The sequence below is a fragment of the Nocardia sp. IFM 10818 genome, assembly GCF_054655275.1.
The window spans coordinates 1-18,041 of sequence record NZ_BAAHJH010000003.1; the positions used below are offsets into that span (position 1 = coordinate 1).

20 protein-coding genes and 4 pseudogenes are annotated in these 18,041 nt (G+C 67.1%); 12 read left to right on the plus strand and 12 right to left on the minus strand.

Annotation, left to right across the window (positions count from 1 at the left end):
* The first annotated feature begins 9 nt into the window (after positions 1–9).
* From ACYQ5L_RS39895 to ACYQ5L_RS39905, 3 genes are read left to right on the plus strand one after another with little or no spacing between them, the layout of a single operon-like run.
* Positions 10–570: a hypothetical protein gene (locus ACYQ5L_RS39895; protein WP_459963905.1), complete on the plus strand. Its 561-nt coding sequence runs from the start codon at positions 10–12 to the stop codon at positions 568–570.
* Positions 567–1,199 (plus strand): SAM-dependent methyltransferase, encoded by a 633-nt coding sequence (locus ACYQ5L_RS39900; protein WP_459963906.1) that lies wholly within the window; start codon positions 567–569, stop codon positions 1,197–1,199. The genes ACYQ5L_RS39895 and ACYQ5L_RS39900 overlap by 4 nt, the downstream gene beginning before the upstream one ends.
* 14 nt (positions 1,200–1,213) lie before the next feature.
* Positions 1,214–1,330, plus strand: a complete 117-nt coding sequence (locus ACYQ5L_RS39905) for a hypothetical protein (protein ID WP_459963907.1) — start codon at positions 1,214–1,216, stop codon at positions 1,328–1,330.
* Between the two features lie 30 nt (positions 1,331–1,360).
* On the opposite strand, the gene galE is transcribed toward ACYQ5L_RS39905, so the two are convergent.
* The 10 genes and pseudogenes from galE to ACYQ5L_RS39955 form a co-directional block, all read right to left on the minus strand.
* Positions 1,361–2,347 carry a UDP-glucose 4-epimerase GalE gene (gene galE / locus ACYQ5L_RS39910; RefSeq protein WP_459963908.1) on the minus strand — a complete coding sequence of 329 codons (987 nt, stop codon included), beginning with the start codon at positions 2,345–2,347 and terminating at the stop codon, positions 1,361–1,363.
* Between the two features lie 29 nt (positions 2,348–2,376).
* Complete coding sequence (locus tag ACYQ5L_RS39915) at positions 2,377–3,183, minus strand: class I SAM-dependent methyltransferase (RefSeq protein WP_459963909.1); 807 nt, start codon at positions 3,181–3,183, stop codon at positions 2,377–2,379.
* A 3-nt stretch (positions 3,184–3,186) separates the two neighbouring features.
* Entirely contained in the window at positions 3,187–3,540 is a 354-nt protein-coding gene (locus tag ACYQ5L_RS39920; RefSeq protein ID WP_459963910.1) for an amidohydrolase family protein, read from the minus strand.
* Positions 3,483–3,941, minus strand: a pseudogene (locus ACYQ5L_RS39925) (amidohydrolase family protein); the annotation flags it as partial. The pseudogene ACYQ5L_RS39925 and the gene ACYQ5L_RS39920, both read right to left, overlap by 58 nt.
* A pseudogene (locus ACYQ5L_RS39930) lies at positions 3,833–4,198 on the minus strand (amidohydrolase family protein); the annotation flags it as partial. The pseudogenes ACYQ5L_RS39925 and ACYQ5L_RS39930, both read right to left, overlap by 109 nt.
* Positions 4,199–4,371: 173 nt before the next feature.
* Complete coding sequence (locus tag ACYQ5L_RS39935) at positions 4,372–4,713, minus strand: cupin domain-containing protein (protein ID WP_459963911.1); 342 nt, start codon at positions 4,711–4,713, stop codon at positions 4,372–4,374.
* Positions 4,706–5,326: a hypothetical protein gene (locus ACYQ5L_RS39940; protein WP_459963912.1), complete on the minus strand. Its 621-nt coding sequence runs from the start codon at positions 5,324–5,326 to the stop codon at positions 4,706–4,708. Before ACYQ5L_RS39940 ends, ACYQ5L_RS39935 begins: the two co-directional genes overlap by 8 nt.
* 537 nt (positions 5,327–5,863) lie before the next feature.
* Positions 5,864–6,724, minus strand: coding sequence for an NAD(P)-binding domain-containing protein (locus tag ACYQ5L_RS39945; protein ID WP_459963913.1), 861 nt, complete (start codon positions 6,722–6,724; stop codon positions 5,864–5,866).
* Complete coding sequence (locus ACYQ5L_RS39950) at positions 6,717–7,469, minus strand: ferredoxin (RefSeq protein ID WP_459963915.1); 753 nt, start codon at positions 7,467–7,469, stop codon at positions 6,717–6,719. Before ACYQ5L_RS39950 ends, ACYQ5L_RS39945 begins: the two co-directional genes overlap by 8 nt.
* The gene (locus tag ACYQ5L_RS39955) at positions 7,454–8,638 is read right to left on the minus strand and encodes a cytochrome P450 (protein ID WP_459963916.1); all 1,185 of its coding nucleotides are present in this window, start codon (positions 8,636–8,638) and stop codon (positions 7,454–7,456) included. The genes ACYQ5L_RS39950 and ACYQ5L_RS39955 overlap by 16 nt, the downstream gene beginning before the upstream one ends.
* 120 nt (positions 8,639–8,758) lie before the next feature.
* Between ACYQ5L_RS39955 and ACYQ5L_RS39960 the strand changes: the two are divergent.
* The 7 genes and pseudogenes from ACYQ5L_RS39960 to ACYQ5L_RS39990 form a co-directional block, all read left to right on the plus strand.
* A pseudogene (locus tag ACYQ5L_RS39960) lies at positions 8,759–9,082 on the plus strand (helix-turn-helix transcriptional regulator); the annotation flags it as partial.
* Between the two features lie 145 nt (positions 9,083–9,227).
* A complete protein-coding gene (locus ACYQ5L_RS39965; RefSeq protein ID WP_459964050.1) occupies positions 9,228–9,794 on the plus strand; it encodes a hypothetical protein in 567 nt (188 codons plus the stop codon).
* Entirely contained in the window at positions 9,719–9,949 is a 231-nt protein-coding gene (locus ACYQ5L_RS39970) for a hypothetical protein (protein ID WP_459963917.1), read from the plus strand. Before ACYQ5L_RS39965 ends, ACYQ5L_RS39970 begins: the two co-directional genes overlap by 76 nt.
* A gap of 15 nt (positions 9,950–9,964) precedes the next feature.
* Complete coding sequence (locus ACYQ5L_RS39975; protein WP_459963918.1) at positions 9,965–10,540, plus strand: HD domain-containing protein; 576 nt, start codon at positions 9,965–9,967, stop codon at positions 10,538–10,540.
* 38 nt (positions 10,541–10,578) lie between these two features.
* Positions 10,579–10,968 carry a GNAT family N-acetyltransferase gene (locus tag ACYQ5L_RS39980; protein ID WP_459963919.1) on the plus strand — a complete coding sequence of 130 codons (390 nt, stop codon included), beginning with the start codon at positions 10,579–10,581 and terminating at the stop codon, positions 10,966–10,968.
* 2,250 nt (positions 10,969–13,218) lie between these two features.
* Positions 13,219–13,947: pseudogene (locus tag ACYQ5L_RS39985) on the plus strand (ParA family protein); the annotation flags it as partial.
* Positions 13,948–14,313: 366 nt separating this feature from the next.
* On the plus strand, positions 14,314–14,898 hold the full coding sequence (locus ACYQ5L_RS39990) for a hypothetical protein (RefSeq protein ID WP_459963920.1): 585 nt from the start codon (positions 14,314–14,316) through the stop codon (positions 14,896–14,898).
* A gap of 168 nt (positions 14,899–15,066) precedes the next feature.
* Here the strand turns inward: ACYQ5L_RS39990 and ACYQ5L_RS39995 are convergent, their stop codons facing one another.
* A complete protein-coding gene (locus ACYQ5L_RS39995) occupies positions 15,067–16,272 on the minus strand; it encodes a hypothetical protein (RefSeq protein ID WP_459963922.1) in 1,206 nt (401 codons plus the stop codon).
* 422 nt (positions 16,273–16,694) lie between these two features.
* On the opposite strand from ACYQ5L_RS39995, the gene ACYQ5L_RS40000 reads away from it, so the two are divergent.
* Positions 16,695–17,234 (plus strand): LNS2 domain-containing protein, encoded by a 540-nt coding sequence (locus ACYQ5L_RS40000; RefSeq protein ID WP_459963923.1) that lies wholly within the window; start codon positions 16,695–16,697, stop codon positions 17,232–17,234.
* A gap of 2 nt (positions 17,235–17,236) precedes the next feature.
* Positions 17,237–17,488, plus strand: a complete 252-nt coding sequence (locus tag ACYQ5L_RS40005) for an OST-HTH/LOTUS domain-containing protein (protein ID WP_459963924.1) — start codon at positions 17,237–17,239, stop codon at positions 17,486–17,488.
* 23 nt (positions 17,489–17,511) lie between these two features.
* On the opposite strand, the gene ACYQ5L_RS40010 is transcribed toward ACYQ5L_RS40005, so the two are convergent.
* Positions 17,512–18,012, minus strand: a complete 501-nt coding sequence (locus ACYQ5L_RS40010; protein WP_459963925.1) for a hypothetical protein — start codon at positions 18,010–18,012, stop codon at positions 17,512–17,514.
* Positions 18,013–18,041 lie beyond the last annotated feature (29 nt).

Sequence of the window (18,041 nt, forward strand, 5' to 3'; positions counted from 1 at the left end):
GTGGTCGTCATGGCGCTCGGGGATCCCACCGCGAATCTGGTGGCCTCGCTCAATGACTTGCACATGGTCGGGTCGGCTGAGGGATCGGTCTTGTGGCCGGTTCTGCCGGACTGGCATGAGCTGTTCGCCGCGGTCTGCGGGCATATCGGCGATTCTCCGGATGCGCATCCGGTGACGCGGTGTGCCCGGGCGCTGGCGGAGTTGCAGGCTGCGAAAGCGATGGAGCCCGGCATGCCGGGCCTCGCGGGTACGCGGCTGGCTCTGATCGGGTCCATTGATCTGTGGGTTTTGCGGAATGCCCCGTTCGTCGCCCGGTGTTCGGAATCGCTTGGCACGGTGGTGGATCGGATGGCGCGTGCTCACCTCGAAGCGGCCGCTGTGCTGCGGAGCGAGCGTGATGAAGAGGTGGTGCATGCGGCCTGGCATGCGTTGGGCCTGCACGCTGTCGAGTGGACGGACCTGGTCTACGAGGTGGTTTACGGGCAACGTCGTGTGCCCGAATCCTCCGATGGCCCGCCGGTGTTCCCGGTGAGCGAGGATCCGAGGCGGCACCGCGAGGTCGGCCGATGAGCGGCCGGGAGTGCGGGCTGTCCGTGCCGTCGAGTGCGCGCATCTATGACTATCTGTTCGGCGGTAAGGACAACTACGAAGTCGACCGTGCCATCGGAGACGAGTTGTTGGCCGTGTGCCCGGCATTGGGGCTCAATCTGCGCTGGATGGATGCGTTCGTGGGGCGCGCGGTCGAGTATGTCGCGGCGCTCGGGGTGCGGCAGTTCGCCGATCTGGGCTGTGGGTATCCGCGCACGCCGTCCCCGTATGCACGGGTGCAGCGGGCTCATGCCGTGCACATCGATTGCGACCCGGTCGTTGCCGCGCACGGAAATGCGTTGTTGCAGTCGCCGACGTCGTTGTTCATCGACGCCGATATCACCGAAACTGCCGCTTTGGCTGGTCATCTCGGGATGCTGCTGGATCTGGGTCGGCCGGTCGCGGCGGTGCTGGGGTCGGTGCTGGAATACCTTCCCGATCCTGGCCGCGTGCTGGGTGAGCTGTCGAAAACGCTCGCGCCGGGCTCGTATGTGGTGATCAGCCATATCACAGCGGATTGGGCACCGGCGGTCGAGCGGCTGCGGGATGTGTTGGGGGCCTGCGGGATTGCGTTCGTCCTCGCGGCCGCGACGAGATCGCGGCTGTACTAGGCGACTGGGAGGTTGTGGAGCCCGGTGTGGTGCCGGTGCATCTGTGGCGTCCGGAGCTGGTTCCGATCGAGGTCGGTGGGGCGCCGACTCCGGACGCAGTGTGCTGTTACGCGGTTGTCGGACGGATCTAGGCCGACGCGGCTCATGGGGTGCCGTGTTCTTCAGGCGAGCTGGTAGAGCGTCTGGTGGAATCGCCAGGCGTCGCTGATGATGGTGGCCAGGTCCGCGTGTTCGGGTTTCCATCCCAGGTCGCGGTGTGCTTTGTCGCTGGAGGCGATGCAGATTGCGGGGTCGCCGGGTCGGCGTTCGGCGATATGGACGGGGAAGTCGGTGCCGGTGACGTCGCGGACGGTGTCGAGTACTTCGCGGTTGGTGTATCCGGCGCCGTTGCCGAGGTTGTAGATCTCGTGGCGGCCGGGCGCGATGGCGTTGAGGGCGAGCAGGTGGGCGGCGGCGAGGTCGGCAACGTGGATGTAGTCGCGGATGCAGGTGCCGTCGCGGGTTTCGTAGTCGGTGCCGTAGAGGGTGAATTCGGGGCGTTGTCCGCCGGCGGCTTGCAGCAGGATGGGGATCAGGTGTGATTCGGGGTCGTGGCGTTCTCCGAGGTGGGTGCCGTCGGCAGTGAGGACGGCTCCGGAGGCGTTGAAGTAGCGCAGCGAGGCTGCGCCGAGCACGGTGGAGGCTCCGCATTCTCCGGCGATGAGGGCATCGACGGTGGCTTTTGTTGCGGCGTAGGGGTTTTTGGGCCGGACTTCGGCGTTCTCGTCGAAGGCGGTTTTGCCGTCGCCGGTGTACATGGATCCGGTGGAGGAGAAGATCAGGCGGGGGATATTGGCGGCGCGGATGGCGCGCAGCAGCGCCAGGGAGCCGTCGATGTTGTTGGCCCAGTATTTTTCGGGGTTGGCCACGGATTCGGCGACTTCGATGGACGCGGCGAAGTGGAGTACGCCGTCGAATCCGGCTGTGGGGGTGAGGATATCGCCGGCCTGGTGGATCGACATTTGATGGAATCGGGCCGCGGTGGGCAGGTTGGTGGCGAAGCCGGTAGAGAGGTTGTCGATGATCTCGACGTCGTGGCCGGCGGCGACGAGCTGGTGGGCGACGACGGAGCCGATGTATCCGGCACCGCCGGTGACGAGCAGCTTCACGGGTCTCCGATCCTCCTGAAGGGGCGGGGTTATTCGACGGTGGCGATGGCGGCGATGTAGCCCTTGGGGTCGCGCCACGCTTCGCCGGGGTGGGTGGTGAACCATGCCTGGATGTCTGCGGTGATGGCGTTGAGGATGGCGTCGCGGTGCGGGTTGGCGGTGTCGATCCCGCAGAAGGAGAACAGCGCCTGGGCGAAGCGGATCAGCGGCGCGGCGGAATCGAATATCAAGGCGTTGTCGAAGCGGTGGATGCGGACGTCACCGAATACGGTGGTCATCATGTCCGGCAGGGTGGCCGAGGTGACGCTGTTGGTCAGCTCTTCGGCTGGTTCGAGCCCGAAATGGCGGGCATGGTGGGCGATCAGTTCGCGTGTGCGGGCGCAGGTTCCGGGGTGGTTGACCGTCACCACGACCTGCCCGCCGGGACGGGTGATGCGCCGCAATTCGTGGAGGGCTTCGTGGGGTGCTGGGACGTGATAGAGCATGTGCCGGGCGGTGGTGCGGTCGAATTCGCTGTCGGTGAATGGCAACTGGGTGGCATCCGCGAGGACCGCTTCGACGCCGGGAACGCTGCGTGCGGCGTCGACCATGGCGGTGGAGGTGTCGACACCGACCAGGCGGCCGCGGTGCCCGCGGGCGGCGAGCTGGGCGAAGAAACGGGCGTCGCCGCAGCCGATGTCGGCGAGGGCCTCGGTGCCGGTGAGGTCGAGCAGGTCCAGGACTGCGGTGGTGGGGTCGTCGGGGTGTTCGCTGTGGCGGGCGTGGGTGTCGATGCGAACCTGTAGCGGGGTGGCGGATGCGTATTCGGAGGTGAGGGTGGGTCCGCTGGCGCTCATGGGTTAGGTGTTCTCCTCGGCTGTGTCGGCGTCGGGGTGCAGGTGTCCAGCGGTTGCGACCAGGATAGGCGTGGTCAGCGCATCGAGGTCGGTGGTCGGGTCGCCGGGTACGGCGATCAGGTCGGCGGCGTGCCCGGCGGTGAGCGTACCGGTGACCTCGCCGAGGCGGAGCGCTTCGGCGGCCTGGCGGGTGGCGAGGTCGAGGATCTCGACGGGTGTGAGGTCCAGGTCCGTCCATACCGCCAGGGAGCGGGGTAGCTGTCGTGGGGTGTATGTGGGATTCCGGCGTCGCTGCCGGGAATCAGTCGCACGCCGGCGGCGCGCATGAGGTGGAGGTGTTCGCAGCGCACCGGCCATGGCAGCCGCCCGGTGGCCTGGCGGGCGGTGTGATTGATGGTGGGGCACACCAGGATCCGGCGATCAGCGATCTCGCGGACCAGGCCGGTATCGAGATCAAATCCGTCCGAGGTCATCCAGGTGCAGTGTTCGAGGGAGTCCACGCCGGCGGTGACGGCTTGCCGGATCCCGGCGGTGCCGTGCGCGTGCGCGGCGACGGGGAGTCCGTGGTCGCGGGCGGCGGCGACGATCCTGTGGAGTTGGGCGTCGCTGAACTGCGGCTCGTAGGGGAGCTTCGGCCGCCGGTGGTGAATCCGCCGGTGACCATGACTTTGATCCAGTCCGCCCCGTGGGCGGCGTTGGTGGCCACGATGCGGTCGATATCGCCGGGCTCGGTGACGGTTCCGCCAAGCCCGTCGCAGTGTCCGCCCGCGACGGTGAGCGGGATGGTGGCGGTCAGCACGCGAGGCCGGGCACCGGGTTGGGCCAAGGCATCACGGTCGGCGTAGTGGGGTGCGCCGAGGTCGCGGACGGTGGTGATGCCCGCACGGAGGGCGTGCCGGAGCGCGGTGCAGATCGTGGCGGTGACCTCGCGCCGGTCGGCGGCCTCGAGGGCGGCGGCCGGGGTGATCTCGTCGGCGAAGGCCAGATGGACGTGGGCGTCGATCAGGCCCGGCATGAGCGTGGCCTCCGGCAGCTGGATCCGGGTAGCCCCTGCGGCGGCCCAGCGCGGGGATATCTGGTCGGGCGGGCCGACCCAGCCGATGCGGCTGCCGTCGATCACCACCGTGCCGGGCGCCAGCGGCGCGGCGTCGGGGGTGAGCACGCGGGCCGCGTGGAGAATGCGCACGCTCACGACGCCTGGACTGCGGGTGAGTGGCGATCTGGGTCGGCGAAGATCTCGATCACCAGGGTTCCTGGGGCGACGGTCGCCGCGTGCGGGGCCTGATCGGCGAGGCTGAAGCTGTCCCCGGCACGGACGAGCATGGTGGTGTCGTGCATGGTCAGCTCGACCTGGCCGGTGAGGACGATTCCCAGTTGCGGGCCGTGTTGATGGCGCGGCACCGACGCCCCGGCCGGAAAGGACCAGAGCACGACTTGCCCGTGCTCGCTGGCGATCAGGTAGCCGCGGCCGCCGGGGTAGCCGGTGGCGATCATGGGCAGCTGCTGTATCCAGTCGGGCCAGTCATCCATGTGCCGATCTCCTGACGTTCGGTGGGGTCGTCGGGGCGGGGCCGCGATAGTTCGTGACCGGGCATCGGCCGAAGTTGTGCGGGCCGAGCCAGCCGTAGTAGTCGCGCCGCAGGGCTTGAAGGTGTTGGCGCAGTACGTGGTTGGGATGGTCGATGCCGCGCCGGAACTCGACCGGTGAGATGGCGGCCAGGGCGTCGAGTGCGGGGCGGGCGCTGGTGAGGGTGGCGGGGTCGATCGCGGTGAGGATGACGTGCAGCGCGGCGGCCGCCGCGCAACGCAGCCCCGGTGGTCCGTAGAGGATGATCGTCGCGGCAATCACCGCGTGCTGGAATCCGTCGAGCAGGTGCGCGCTTACCGGGAAGGTGTGCAGGGTCGCGATGAGCTCCTGTGGTCCGGGTGCGACACCGAAGAGCTGGCAGATGGCCGCGATGAGCAGATCGTAGGCGTGTCCGGCGGTGAGCGGCAGCGCGGTGGTGTGCTCGCGGGCCCGCACGAGCCTGGTGACGACGACCGGTTCGGTGAGGGCGCGGACGGTGTCGGCGGCGGCGAGGTCGGCATAGCGTTGCGGGCCTGGCTCGTTGCGGACTGCGACGGCGCGCAGCACTTCGAGCACGGTTTTGATCCGCCACGGGGTGGCGGCCGGGGGCTGTCGGGGCAATAGATCGTCGCCAGCTGGTGGGTAATCCCTTCCAGCCCTTCCCGTTTCCCGATCCGCGGGGCGGCGATACTGTCCAGGGTGGCCCGAACAGCTGGTGATCGGCGCCGTGGTGCAGGTCGGCGCCGAAGCGGCCCGCCACTCGCGGTAGGTCGTTGCGGTGGACGATGAACGCGGTGGTGTCGATGCTCGGGTGGCGTTCGCGCAGGCTGGCGGTGAATTTCGCGACGCAGCCCTGGGCGTTGTCGTCGATGTGGTCGACGACGGCGACCAGGTCCACGTCCGAGCCGAGACGGTAGGTGCCGTCGCGGCGGCATGCCGCGGGCTCGCCGCGTGCGAGGGATCCGGACACGCACACGGTGGTCTGTGCGGGCAGGTGGGTGTGCGCGCAGTCGCGGACAGTGTCGATGTAGGTGGCGAGCTGCTGGTTGACCTGCGTACACGCGGTGGCCGGGAGCGTGGCGGTGTGGGTGAACCAGTCACGGACGGGCCCGGTCATGGTGTGCTCCGATCGGATTCGATGATCGCCGACATTTCCTGTCCGCCCAGACCTGCGGCGGCCGTGTGCCGGAATCGGTCGGCGGCCGCGTCGATGAGCGGCGGGACCGCCGGACCGAGGGCGGTCCGCGTGTAGCGCAGGTCTTTGGCGAGAACGTTCACCGAGCAGTCGGTGAGCGGGTGTCGGCCGGTGCGCATGGCCTCTCCGTAGGCGCTGGTGGCCGCGGCCGCCCATCCGTGGCGCGACCAGATGTTGATCAGCTGCTTCTGGTCGAGTCCGAGTGTGCTTGCGGCGGTGAGGGTTTCCGCCAGACCGACGAGGATGACCGCAGCCAGAGCGTTGTTGAGCAATTTGGCCGCCGCCGCGTCGGCCGTCCGGTCGAATCGGTGCACCTCGCCGGCGACCACCCGCAGGAGCGGGTCAGCGGCGGCGAGGTTGGCGGCGGTACCTGCTGCGAACGCGACCAGCGTGCCGTTCGCTGCGCCGGGGCGGCTGCCGGTTACCGGTGCCAGCACCGGCCGGGCTCCGGATCGGGTGGCCTTGCTCATCCATTGTTCGGCGTATTCCGGTGAGAGCGTAGAGCTTTCGATCACTAGTGTGGCGTCGACGGCTTCGAGCGCGCCGCCGGGCCCGCACCACACCGCGCGGCTGGCGGCATCGTCGTGGATGAAACTCCATATTGCGGCCGCGCCCTCGGCTGCTTGCGCCGGCGACGCGCAGACGGTGGCCGGGCCGTCGATCGCTGCGGTGGTGCGGTTGTAGCGGCGCAGCCGGAATCCGCGGGTGTGCAGCGCGTCGGCGACGGTGTTGGCCATGATCCCGGCGCCGAGTACCGCCACGGTGGTCGGCTCACTCATCGCGGTCGGCTCTCGTGTACAGCAGCCACACCATCGTCGGCGCGAATTCGGCGATGATCTGCAACTGCGGGTGAGTGGTGACGACGTCGATCGAGGCGATACAGGCATCGGCCTCACCGCGGGCGGCGGCCGCGGCGGCCAGTGGTTTGGCGTTCACTGTGATCAGGCGCGCGCTCGGGGCGTGGCGGGCTGCGAATACCCGGGTGGCCGGGTGTGTGGCCACGGTGGTGACCGTGCCGTCACCGAGTGCGCGGCGCGTGGCGAAGCACATGGGTTTGGTCGGGGTTTCCCAGCAGCGTTCGATCCGGAGCACGCCGGTGTGGGTGAAGTGCTGATCGACCCAGGAGTCGGTGGCGCGGTCGTGTTCGTCGAGCGCGAGGTATCCGGCCGCGACCAACGCCCGCACCCTCGTATCGGCGGCGGCGCCGCGCATCGCCGCGGCGAACGAGTCCACCAACCGCACGTGTCGGGTGTGGCGGGCCGCTTCGGCTTGTGCGTCGGTTCCGACTGGGCCCAACGTCACGATCGGCGCATCCACCCAGAACTCTGCGGCCGCCTGCTCGCATACCGTGATGGCCTCGTTGGGGCAGCACGCGGCCGCGGCCCGGGCTTGCGCAAGCGCCAGCGTCGTACCGTCGAGCACTGCGGCGCGGCCGTCGAGCAGGCTCAGATGGTGGGCGGCGATCGGCAGGCACACGCCGGTGCCCGCACAGCGGGTCGCGTCGATGATCAGTCTCGCGTCCATGTGACGTCCAATCGTTCAAGGGAGCGGACAACTCGGCCCCGCCGCCAGTCCCCTGCGCTGGAAGGGTCAGCCAGGCGCAATTCCGGCAGCCGGGACGTGAGGGTTTCCAGCGCGATGCGAGCTTCCAGCCGGGCCAAGCCCGCACCGACGCAGTAGTGGGTGCCGTGGCCGAAGGCCAGGTGCGGCAGCTTCTCGCCACGATCGAGCCGCAGTTCTTGGGGCTGGTCGAACACGCTGGGATCCCGGCCGGCGGCGTGCATTGCCGGGATCACCGCTTCCCCGGCCCGCACCAGCACCGATCCGAGTTGCACGTCCGCGGTCGCAACGCGGGTGAATCCGCCGCCGACGCCGACCGGCACGAATCGCAGCAGTTCCTCCACCGCGGCCGGAATCCGCTCCGGCTGCTCGACAAGCAGCCGGTAGTGGCGGCGCTGGCGCAGCAGCGCGAATACGGCGCTGGACAGGAAGACCGTCGGCGACCCGCGGCCGCCGATCAGGCAGGCAATGATCAGGTTCAGCACCTGCGCGTCGGTGGTCGCGGAGTCCCCGAGCATCGCGAACAGGCCGCTGGGATTCTCCGCCGCCATCGCGCGGGCCAGTTCCTCGCATTCGCCGCGCGCGGCGGCCAGGGTCGCGGTGGTCGCGTCGCGGGCGGTGAGGGCGTCACCGAGTGCGAACACCTGAGCGCGGTAATGCGCTGGCACACCGAACATCTCGCAGACCACTGCCGCCGCGAACGGCTCGGTGAAACCGGCCACGATGTCGGCCGGTTCTCCTGCGGTGTGCAGCTCGTCGACCAGGCCGTCGGCCAAAGTGGTGATCGCTGGGGCCATGGCGGCGACCTGGCGCGGGGCGAACATGCCCGCGATGAGCGTCCGCAACCGTGTGTGGCTGGGCGGATCGGTCGCCAGAATCGCTTCCGCTGGAAGCACTTCGGTCGACAGCCGCGCCACCTCCGGGCGGTTGGCGTGCTCACGGGAGAACAGTGGGTCGGCCAGTACCCGCCGGACCAGGGCGTGTGTGGTCACCAGCCACGCCCGCGCTCCGCTGGGTAGCTCCACCTGTGTGACCGGCGCGCAGTCGCGGTAGTCCGGCTCCAGATCCAGGGTGTGGTCCTGTCCGAACGGATACCGCTGTGGGCATCGCGTTGCGGGTGGGTCGACGGTCATCAGGGCACACTCCTCTGCTGGGCGACGCGAGTGGAACTTCGTCCGCGGCACCGGAATCCGCCACGGTGCTCACTGGGAGACGATTCGGCCGATTCGACATTCGGGCGCTGCCTCAAAGGTATGCTGACCAGGCTGGATGCTGAACTGACCTGGAGTACGAGTAGCGACAGCGCCAGTGCGCACACCCAGAGGACAGCCCATGGGCACGCCCCGCGGAACTCCGCCCCCAGTCAGGGCTCACGCTTCGGTGCCATCTCCGGATTCCTGCTCAAGCTGCTCCGCGAATCTGCGCACCTCACCCAAACCGACCTCGCCGAACTTCTGGGTGTGGATCCCAGCACCGTCTACGGCTGGGAAAGCGGACGGCGGCCCCTGGCCAGTCTGCGGGCCGGGGAGCTAACCCGCGTGCGGATGCTGCTGACCCGCCACGGCGCGCCTCCGCCGGCTCTCGCGCTGCTCACCGACGCACTCGAGGCCGACCTCATCATCGGTGACACCCTCGCCACCGACCCCGACACGGTCAGCACCGACGCGCACCCTCGCGGTCAGCGTCCATCAACGGACGCTCGCGAATCTGGTGACCTGGCCGATGAGCGGACGTCCGCCGACGCAGCTCACCGAGTTCGGCAGGCAGCGCGGCCGCGGCCCTCGTGCCGATCGGCCGGTCATCTCCGCCGCCGATCGGAGCCAGTTCTTCGACAACCTGTTGCGCGTCGCGGACCGCTGCCGCTGGCCCGAGGACGCGTTGCTGCGTCGCCAAGCGATCTACCTTCTCGGGTTCGATGACCGTGCGCACTCGGCCGAATGGCTGTCCGCCGAACATGCCCGCGCGCTGCGATCCGCACGCGACGCCAACCCACCCGGCTGGCTACGGGTTCGTTCCTCTGCCATTGCCCTGACCGCCATCGGTGACCGAGAACCATTGCGCGCCTATCTGGTTCGCGTCCACGACGATCACGCACAGGAGCTGACCAACCTCACCTATTACGCCTACTGGGTCGGTGAGCTCGGTACCGCCGTGGTCACCGACGACAGTGCCATGGTCCGTGCTCACCCGCGGCACTGGCCGGGGAGCAGCTGTTGCGGCATCTGCTCGCCCGGCTCCGGCCCGGCACCGAACAGGCCGATCTCTACGCCCACACCCTCGCCGGGCTGATCGCCAGCCATCCTCATCTGCTCACCTCCGATCCCGCAGTGCTCGATCAGCTGGCCATGGTGGTGGAGCAGATGAGCGGCGACCCTGATTTGATGCCGCAGGCCCGTCGAGATCTGGCTAACGTGGCCTACGCAGTACGCCTTGCACGCCCATGACGCGGAGGACAAATAATGGACGCACACCAGCTGGGCCCTGACGCCGCAGCCGAAATCGCCGCCTTCGCATTCGAACTGGGCACCCTCAAACGCGAATCGCGCAAGGGCTGGATTGACGCGCACGTCCCCAACCCTGAATCGGTTGCCGACCATACCTGCCGGGCTGCCCAGCTCGCGGCGCTGATCGCGGCTCTCGAAGGTGGCGATCCGGCCAAGGCCGCGCATATGGCCGTCTGGCACGACTCTCAAGAGACGCGCACCCGCGATCTGAACAAGACCGCCAAGCCGTTCCTGCCGTCTGTGGACCATGTCGCGGTCACAGTCGCCCAAGTCGCCGGAATGCCGGAGCTGCTGCGGAATCTGTTGCGTGAGACGGTTTCCGAGTTCGAAGCTCAAGCCACCGTCGAAGCGGTTTCCGCGCGCGACGCGGACCGGTTGGAGTGCTTGTTCCAGGCACTCGAGTACCGTGCGGCAAGCAACACCCTGATGCAGGAATGGATCGACGACTCCTACAGCAGGTTGAAAACCACCAGCGCGATACGCATCGCCGACGCGGCCCTGACTACCTCCCCATTGAAGTGGAGGCAATAGACCTGGAGGGCTTCGATGATGGAGGCGCGCTTGCGGATGTGCTCATCACTGATGTGATGGTCACGGTGGATGAGTATCGACACCTGCGGCGATTGGCCGGGTGGGTATGTCCGCCCGACTCTGTCTGTGCGGCAGCGCTGTCGTCGAGCATGTTCGGCGTGAGCGGCCGAGACGTGGGCGGACAGGCCGTCTGTATGGGCCGCATTGTCGGAGACGGCCTCTACGGGGTGATCGTCGATGTGGTGGTCGCACTGGGATATCGGAGGTGCGGGCTCGGCTCGGCGGTGGTCGACAATCTCCTGAGGTGGGCTTCCGACCGGTCGATTCCGCATCTCGGGCTTGTCGCCGATGACGCGGTCGCCGGGTTCTACCGCCGATGGCCGCTTGAAGTGAGCGGCCAGTATCTGCGGTTGAGAACGGCTGACTGACTCCGCACCGTACAAGGCGAAATCTGAAGTGATCTCCGGCGCCGTCCCCCTCTTTGTCGCGACTGGGCTGGGTGGTGAGCCTGCGGGAGCTACGCGGCGGCGGGAGGGCTTGGTGTCGCGGTAGCTCTCGGGGTTCTCCGGGCCACGCTGGAAGGGGCGCTAACACGGCTAGTTGGCGCTATGGTGCCGCATTATCCGTTCGAATGACTGTGTCATCAGTTCATTTCGTCACTGTGACGTCAAAAACGGCGGTTTTGCACCGATCGGGCGCGATTCCTGCGTGGGTGACGGTGTGCACGCGTCCGCGAAAAGCCGTGTCGAATCGTGCGTTTCGGCGCCGAATAATGCAGGGACTCGGTGCGCTGTGGATGCCTGTTCTGCGGGCTTGAGGTGGTCGAGATTGGTCGCATCGGGGAGAACCTGCGCATTCCTGTGGCGGGCCGCCGCGCGGATTCCTCCGCCGCGGTGGATGTTTCGCCGGCACCGTTGTGCGTTCGAGTGCGCCGGTGAGATGCACTGGCTTCTCGCTGCGACAGCCATCGACCGCGGGCGACTTTGCTTCTGGTTGCGGGCATCTCGTGACGAACTGGCGCGCTTGCGCGCCAGTTGTACTGGGATGGAATGAGTTGCCGGACTCGTGGTGCGAGTCCGCCCAAGTGGTGCGCGCGGCAACGTGATGGGCAGTAATACCGGCGCGATGGATGTCCGTTGTTCGGCGCGATTGCGGAGAACTCTGCCGCCGATCAGCGCCGGATGCTGTGGGACGTTTCGGGCATCGTGACGCAGTGGGCGGACCCTGGGCCGTCCGGGTATGCGGGGGATCTGGATCAGATGCTGATGGTTCGGTGTCCGTTCGTGCTGGGAGCCCGTGCAGCCCGCACACACTTCCTTGCGTGTGGGGTGGCAGCTGTAACCAGCCGTGAATGGTTGCGGTGCCACGAACGTCGGGCGTCGCGGGCCGCGGACCGCCTCGGGTTGCGTGCACTTCCCCGAGCGCAGATGTCCGGTTCGTGTTCGTGCTGATGGTGGCCGCACCGCGCGGGTCGGCGGCGCGCCGCGGCGTGGGTAGCGGCGGCCTGGCGTGTGCCGCGATCGGTACGAATGCTGGTCCTGAGTCGGAGCCGCTTCGGAGGTTCGCCGGGATGCCCAGGCGGGCCCGCAGGATATGCGGTCACGGCGAGCGTCGACGCGCGCGGATCCGGCGGCCGGTGGGGCGGCAGAGTTGTTCCTCTCACGGCTGCCGAGGCGCGGGGTCCTGGTGTTCGACATGGGACGGTTGGTCGGCGTGCGCGGCGAGCTTGACAGCCCGTGAGTACGCGGGCTCTCATGCGCGCCGCTGCGTCAGGTATAAGCGGTTCCGGATACGCTCCGGCAGGCCCCTGGCTGGCTCCGAGCGGGGGCGCTGTCCAGTCCGGCTGCGCCGTGCGGGTGGCTCGTCAGTCCTCCGGCAGGATCCCAGGTGGACCGGATATGTGGATCTGGCGCTGGCCCTCGCACGACGTAGCGATGCGTTTGATTCGGTGAATGGGGCACGTGCGGCCGCGATGGTGCACGGTCGCGGCGACATTCAACGCTGCGGCTACTGGTTTCCTTCTGGACGCCGCGCTCTGCGCTCATCGTGCCCGAAACAGCCTGGTAGCTGCGGCAATTACGTCACTGTGACGGCGAATTCAGGCTATATCAAGGCAACTCGGACTACGCCGGTCACGTCGCTTACGGCTCCTCCGACTGCTTCTCCGTTCAGTATGTCGACGACAGTATTACGCTCTCACTTTCGTGCGAGTTCGGGCGATAATGACCTATCTACCTTGCACTCTCCACTCTGAGCGATGCTCCGCGACATGTTCCGCTCGCAGCTTCCCTCTATGCAGTGCTATACGCATCGCTATACGCTCCGCTAGGTCTCTAGCTATCCCGTCCGCTATAGCCTGTGCTATAGGTTCCGCTCTAGGTAGTTCGATATACCACGGTATATATTCGCTGTTCGTTCGAGCGCTAACGCATAGTGTCGATTCAGTTCGCGTGTCGCGCTGGGTGATTGGACGTGGCTTCGCGTAAGATCGCGCGCAATGCCAAGCACGTTCATAGCTAGAGAGGCCGGTCTATGCCTGTCATCGCTGCCAAGTTAGGGCTCGTTGACCTGATCTCCGTAGAGGCTGCACTCCGCCGTAGGTTGCAACTCATTCTCGACAGTGCGTTGCCCCGCAAGGTGGTTGTGATCATCAACGGTAAGGGTGGTGTGGGAAGTCGTCCACCGCTGTCGCCCTTGCTTACGATCTTTCTCAGTCGGGGCATCGCGTCCTGCTCATCGAGATAGATGAGCAGGGAAACAACTGCGAGGATCTCGGTTTGACCGGTGGCCCGCTGGACGACAACGGTAAGTCTCAGGCGTCCGCTGTGCTCGATGGGACACCTCTGGTTCCCACTGGCGAGGCGCGTCCCAACTTGTTCGTCGTTCCGGGTGGCACTGAACTCGAAGCGGTAGTCGAAGAGCTGTATGTGCAGAAGCGTTACGCTTCGTACCAGGAGGACGAGTCTGCTCAGACTGCTTGGATGGGTATGTACGCGGCGGCCATCGACGCAGTGCGTGATGACTATGACGTGATCATTCTCGATGTTGCGCCTGGTTCGGACGTCTTGCAGTTGCAGGCGCTGGTAGCGGGGGACATGGTTGTCATTCCGTCGAAGTCCGATCCTTCGTCTCGGAAGGGGCTCCGGGTTGTGGCTCGTCGATTCGCGAAGGCACTGGCCTTGAATCCCGGTCTCAGGCTGCTGGGAGTGGTGCTGTTCGCTACCAACACGTCGGCGACGAAGGTCCTCAAGAACATCAAGGCGAACCTGGAATCGGACCTCAATGGCGCGGCACCGGTGTTCAAGCAGTCCATTCGGCATGTGGAGGCGGCCGCGGTTGCGTGCCGTACCCGGGGATCGTGCCGCAGGAGGCTGACGAGTCGACGGGCCTGGATGCGTCCACGTTGAAGTCCGTCAAGGCTCTGGCGGGTGATTACAGGGCTCTTGGCATGGAGTTCCTACAGGCGGTAGCGGCGAGCAAGAAAGAGAGTGACGCAGCATGAGCAAGAAGGATGAGGGTCAGGGTTCAGATCAGAAGGTTGGCGGTCTGCCTGCGGATCCTGGGCTCAGTGCGTTCGGCGCGGCGGCCTCGAGCGCGTTCGGCACTTCGACTCGGTCGGCACCTCGCCCGCCGGAGGATTCGGCGGCCGCACCGGCGCAGACTGCGCAGTCTGGCGCCACGGCCGAACGTGGCCTGCATGCGGTCCCGCCGGCGGGGAGACCGTGGTTCGCCGTGCACCGGTCGCACCGGCGCGCGCTCAGACGGTGACCGCGGTGGATCTGGATGCCGACGGTGAGGTTCGGGTGGAGGTTCCCAACCTCGGGGCCGACGGCGCGAAGCTGACGCAGTGCCTGGTGAATATCGAGTCCGGGGTTCGCGATCGGTTCGGCCACTACCAGACTGTGGCGAAGCAATCGACTGGCCAGGAGCCGAACAACGCGGTCGTCGTGCGACGTGCGTTCGTGCATGCGCGTAAGGCTGATGCGTTCGCGGAGCTGCTCATCGCGGTCCGCAATCGGTCGCGTCTGGTGGAGGATGAGGACGACGATCCTGACGGCCTGTTGGGGCCGGTCGAAGGGCGGCGTAGTGCGCGCGGCCGAATGAAGAACTCGGTGCAGCAGTCGTTCCGGCCGTCTCGGCAGGAGCTGGCCACCTATGACGCGTTCTGGCAGGGCTACGGCTTCCCGAGTCGGAGTGACTTCCTGGACGCGATATTGGATCTGTTCCTTCCCGAGTTGCCACCCCAGCCCCGAGCCCGCCGTGCATCGGCGGCGGCGGGGAAGACGACAGCGGCCGCGGACAAGGCAGCGGCAGAGCCGGCTGAAAGCGGGACAGCGCAGGGGGATTCGACCGACTAGCCATAGTTAGCCAAGTCGGCGCGTTTCGCAATCCGTAGTGCGGGCATCACATCTCATCGTGATGCCCGCACTGCTTGTATGGGAAGCTGCGGCACGATGTCGCTCCTTCGAACTACGTTGATACGCGGTGCTTTTCGAGGTGGCTTTCGCGCCGCGGGTAGCACGGGCTCACGCGTGCGGTCGTCGGCGCCCGCTGCTTCGGGGTCGGGGGAGAGCTGCTGGTGTGCGTCGCTGCCGGTCGAGTGCTTCCCGCAGGGTCGAGATGGTGTCGGCGGCTTCGGTTCGTATCTGGGCGATTTCGCTGGTGTAGTGGTTTTCGAGCTGGCTGCGCTCGGCGCGGGCCTGGGTGGTGAGCTGGGCGATTTCGGTGCGGTGGGTGCGATGCAGGGCGTCGTACTCGGCGCGCAGCGTCTGGGCCTGTGTGGCGGCCTCGGCACGTTCCTGCTCGATTTGATTGCGCAGCTGTTCCACGGTGGTTTTCAGTTCCGTGGCGGTATCGATGGCGTCGCGGCGGGCTTGGTCGCTGCGTTCGGCGGCGAGTTCGGCGCTCGCGCGACCCTTTTCGGCGGTGATGCGTTGCGCTTCGGCCGCACGGATATCCTCGTCGCGCTGGGCCTCCGCAGTGCGGATCCGGTCGGCGGCATCGCGCTGGACGTCCTCGATTTGTTGTGCCGCTTCGGTTTTGGCCTGCTCGATCTTCCTGGCGGCGTCAGTCTGGGCCTCGGAGATCGCGGTGTCGGCGGCGGTCTTCGCGGCCGCGGCTTCGTGGCGGGCCGCCTCCGCGTCGGCCTGGGCCTGCTGGGTGCGCCAGACAGCCTCGGCGATGAGCCATTGCGCGAGGGCTACGACGTGCTCTTTCTTCTCGATCGCTTCGTGGGCGGCGGCGTCGGCGTCGTCCCGATCGCGGCGGGCGTCGCGGGCGGCGGCCTCGGCTTCGTCGGCGCGCAGTTCGGCGGCCGCGACAGCGGCTTGTGCCTGGACACGGGTGTGTTCGATCTCGGCTGTTACGGCCTCATCGTCACGTGACACACGCAGCGTGTCGGCCAGTCGGGTCATGAGGTCGGCCATGGTGCCCATCTGGGTTCGCACTTGCTCGAGCTGAACCTCGAGGGTGGCGCGCGCCATCGTCACCGGCGTATTGCTCACGTCGGCGGTAGCCACCGAGCCACCGCGTCCGGCGCCGCTCTTGGCGGCTTGGCGGGCTTTCCAGGCGTTCTGCCCGTTGTGAATCGGGCCGTCTGGGTCCGCCTGGTGGCAGTACTTGTTTGGTAAGCCCGCCTCACCAGGGGCTTTGTGTCGCCCGCATCCGCCGGGGAATTCGCAGAGCTCTTCTGCGGTGGTGGTGGATACGGTCGGGGTCGCTTCACTGGCCATACTCGATTCTAGCATTTCATATCTTATTTTTATATCTTTTTTCTTATCCTATCGGATAGGATAAGAAAGTCTCTCGCAGGGCGCGCGGCGACCCGCCGCCCCGGTGGTGGGACGACAGACGACGACGCATCAACGGGCCGGGAGCGGGAGCGTCGCGGCCCCTTCGTGGGCACGCCGTCGACCGCGGCCCCCGCCGACCGAGCCGGAGGACGGCGCAGAAATCGTGTGGAAAACGTCATCCCGGTTTTCGCGCGCCGCTGCCGTCGGCCCTGAGTTGGAGCGGTGACACTGAAAGATGCCCGCAATCAGTAGGACTGCTGCTGTAGTGAGGAAGACGAGAACAGCGACCGCACCCCCGTGTAGTTAAGTGAGAGGCCGGTCGCTGGCCACGGAACGGGCAGCGGTTGGACAGGAGGCGTGTGATGGAGGCCAGACGCGATGGAACGATCGTCGTCAACGTCGTCGGCGGCGTCGCCGACATGTCTGCGTTCGATGACGTATTCGCCGATGGGCACACGCAGCAGGCGTGGGCGCAGTTCTTCGACCGCATGCCCGATGCGAAGGTTCGCGAGGATCAGCGCGATTTGGTCTGCACCCTGAGTGAGCTGGGTTACCGCATCGTGTATTCGACGATGTTTCCGACCACCACCAGCGCCGATACCGGTGATTGGCTTGCCGCGCACGCCTTTCCGCCCGGGCAGCTGCTATGCCGTGAGGTGGGTGATCGCTCGCCTGCGGTGTTGGTGAAAAAGCAGCATTGCCAGGCTGTTCGGCGCGAATCCGGCCGGAATGGGTTGCGGGCGATCGTCGACGACCAGGCGCACGTGGTGAAGTTCCTGCGCGGTGCCGGGATTGCGGCGTTCACGTTCGATGACCTACTCGAACTGCGGCTCGGTGAGTTGCGGCACGAGCTGGAATCTCCGCCCCCGGCGCCACTGCCCAAACCCAAACGAGGGCGCTGACCGTGGCGGGCGGATTGGTCGATCAGTTGCGGGCGGCGACCGCGGCGGTGAGCGATGCCGATGGCTGGTCGAATCTGTCGAACGTGTGCAACTGGATCGCCAAACGGTATCCGCGCGTGGACGTTTCCGCGCAGGGTTATCCCTCCCTGGGCAAGTTCGTGCTGGGCTGCGGCGAATTCGAGGTCGATCAGCGCGACGCCGGCCCGGGCCGCTCTCCGATTCCGTTCGTGCGGCTTCGGCCGGTGGTCGGCTGAGCGGTCCGGTGCGCGGCCGCCGGTCAGGGGCACAGCGCTTCCTCGAGGATGGTCGCGCCGAGTTCGAGTTGTAGCAGCGCCAAGGCGGCTTCGTCTTCGTCGTCGGGTCCTTGGGGTTCGTCGGGGGTATCGGGTGGTTGGGCATCGGGGATGGCCGCGGCGAGGTAGGCGGGTGTGTCGCGTTCGACGTCGGCGGCGCTGGTGTATCCGGTGATCTCGCGGGCGCTCCAGTTCTCGGCGACGATGTCCCAGAATCCCCAGAAGTCAGCGCGTTCGGCCTGTACGCGGGCGATTCGTTCGGCCCGGCGTTCGTCGGCGCGTTCGGTGAGTTCGGGGAGCTGGCGGGGGAGCGGCCGGTGCGGGCGAGCCAGCCGTGCCCGAAATCGACCAGTCCGGCGTCTTGCAGTCGCTTCGTCGCGCGGTGAACGGTGCTGAGGCTGACCCGGGCGGCGGCCGCCAACTCCTCGGGGGCGACGGTTTCCCCTTGGCTGGGTTCGATGGCGGTCAAGATGGTGTAGACCCACCAAGCGGAGTACCCCAGTTCCGCCCACAC

Bases quoted from the DNA above. Each gene is read 5' to 3' on its own strand.
- ACYQ5L_RS39965 (WP_459964050.1), top strand. From the start codon at position 9,228: ATGAGCGGACGTCCGCCGACGCAGCTCACCGAGTTCGGCAGGCAGCGC.
- ACYQ5L_RS39945 (WP_459963913.1), bottom strand. From the start codon at position 6,724: ATGAGTGAGCCGACCACCGTGGCGGTACTCGGCGCCGGGATCATGGCC.
- ACYQ5L_RS39975 (WP_459963918.1), top strand. From the start codon at position 9,965: ATGGACGCACACCAGCTGGGCCCTGACGCCGCAGCCGAAATCGCCGCC.
- ACYQ5L_RS39935 (WP_459963911.1), bottom strand. From the start codon at position 4,713: ATGGATGACTGGCCCGACTGGATACAGCAGCTGCCCATGATCGCCACC.
- ACYQ5L_RS39920 (WP_459963910.1), bottom strand. From the start codon at position 3,540: ATGGCCGGTGCGCTGCGAACACCTCCACCTCATGCGCGCCGCCGGCGT.
- ACYQ5L_RS40000 (WP_459963923.1), top strand. From the start codon at position 16,695: ATGGAGGCCAGACGCGATGGAACGATCGTCGTCAACGTCGTCGGCGGC.
- ACYQ5L_RS39955 (WP_459963916.1), bottom strand. From the start codon at position 8,638: ATGACCGTCGACCCACCCGCAACGCGATGCCCACAGCGGTATCCGTTC.
- ACYQ5L_RS39900 (WP_459963906.1), top strand. From the start codon at position 567: ATGAGCGGCCGGGAGTGCGGGCTGTCCGTGCCGTCGAGTGCGCGCATC.
- ACYQ5L_RS39950 (WP_459963915.1), bottom strand. From the start codon at position 7,469: ATGGACGCGAGACTGATCATCGACGCGACCCGCTGTGCGGGCACCGGC.
- ACYQ5L_RS39895 (WP_459963905.1), top strand. From the start codon at position 10: ATGGCGCTCGGGGATCCCACCGCGAATCTGGTGGCCTCGCTCAATGAC.
- ACYQ5L_RS39915 (WP_459963909.1), bottom strand. From the start codon at position 3,183: ATGAGCGCCAGCGGACCCACCCTCACCTCCGAATACGCATCCGCCACC.
- ACYQ5L_RS39995 (WP_459963922.1), bottom strand. From the start codon at position 16,272: ATGGCCAGTGAAGCGACCCCGACCGTATCCACCACCACCGCAGAAGAG.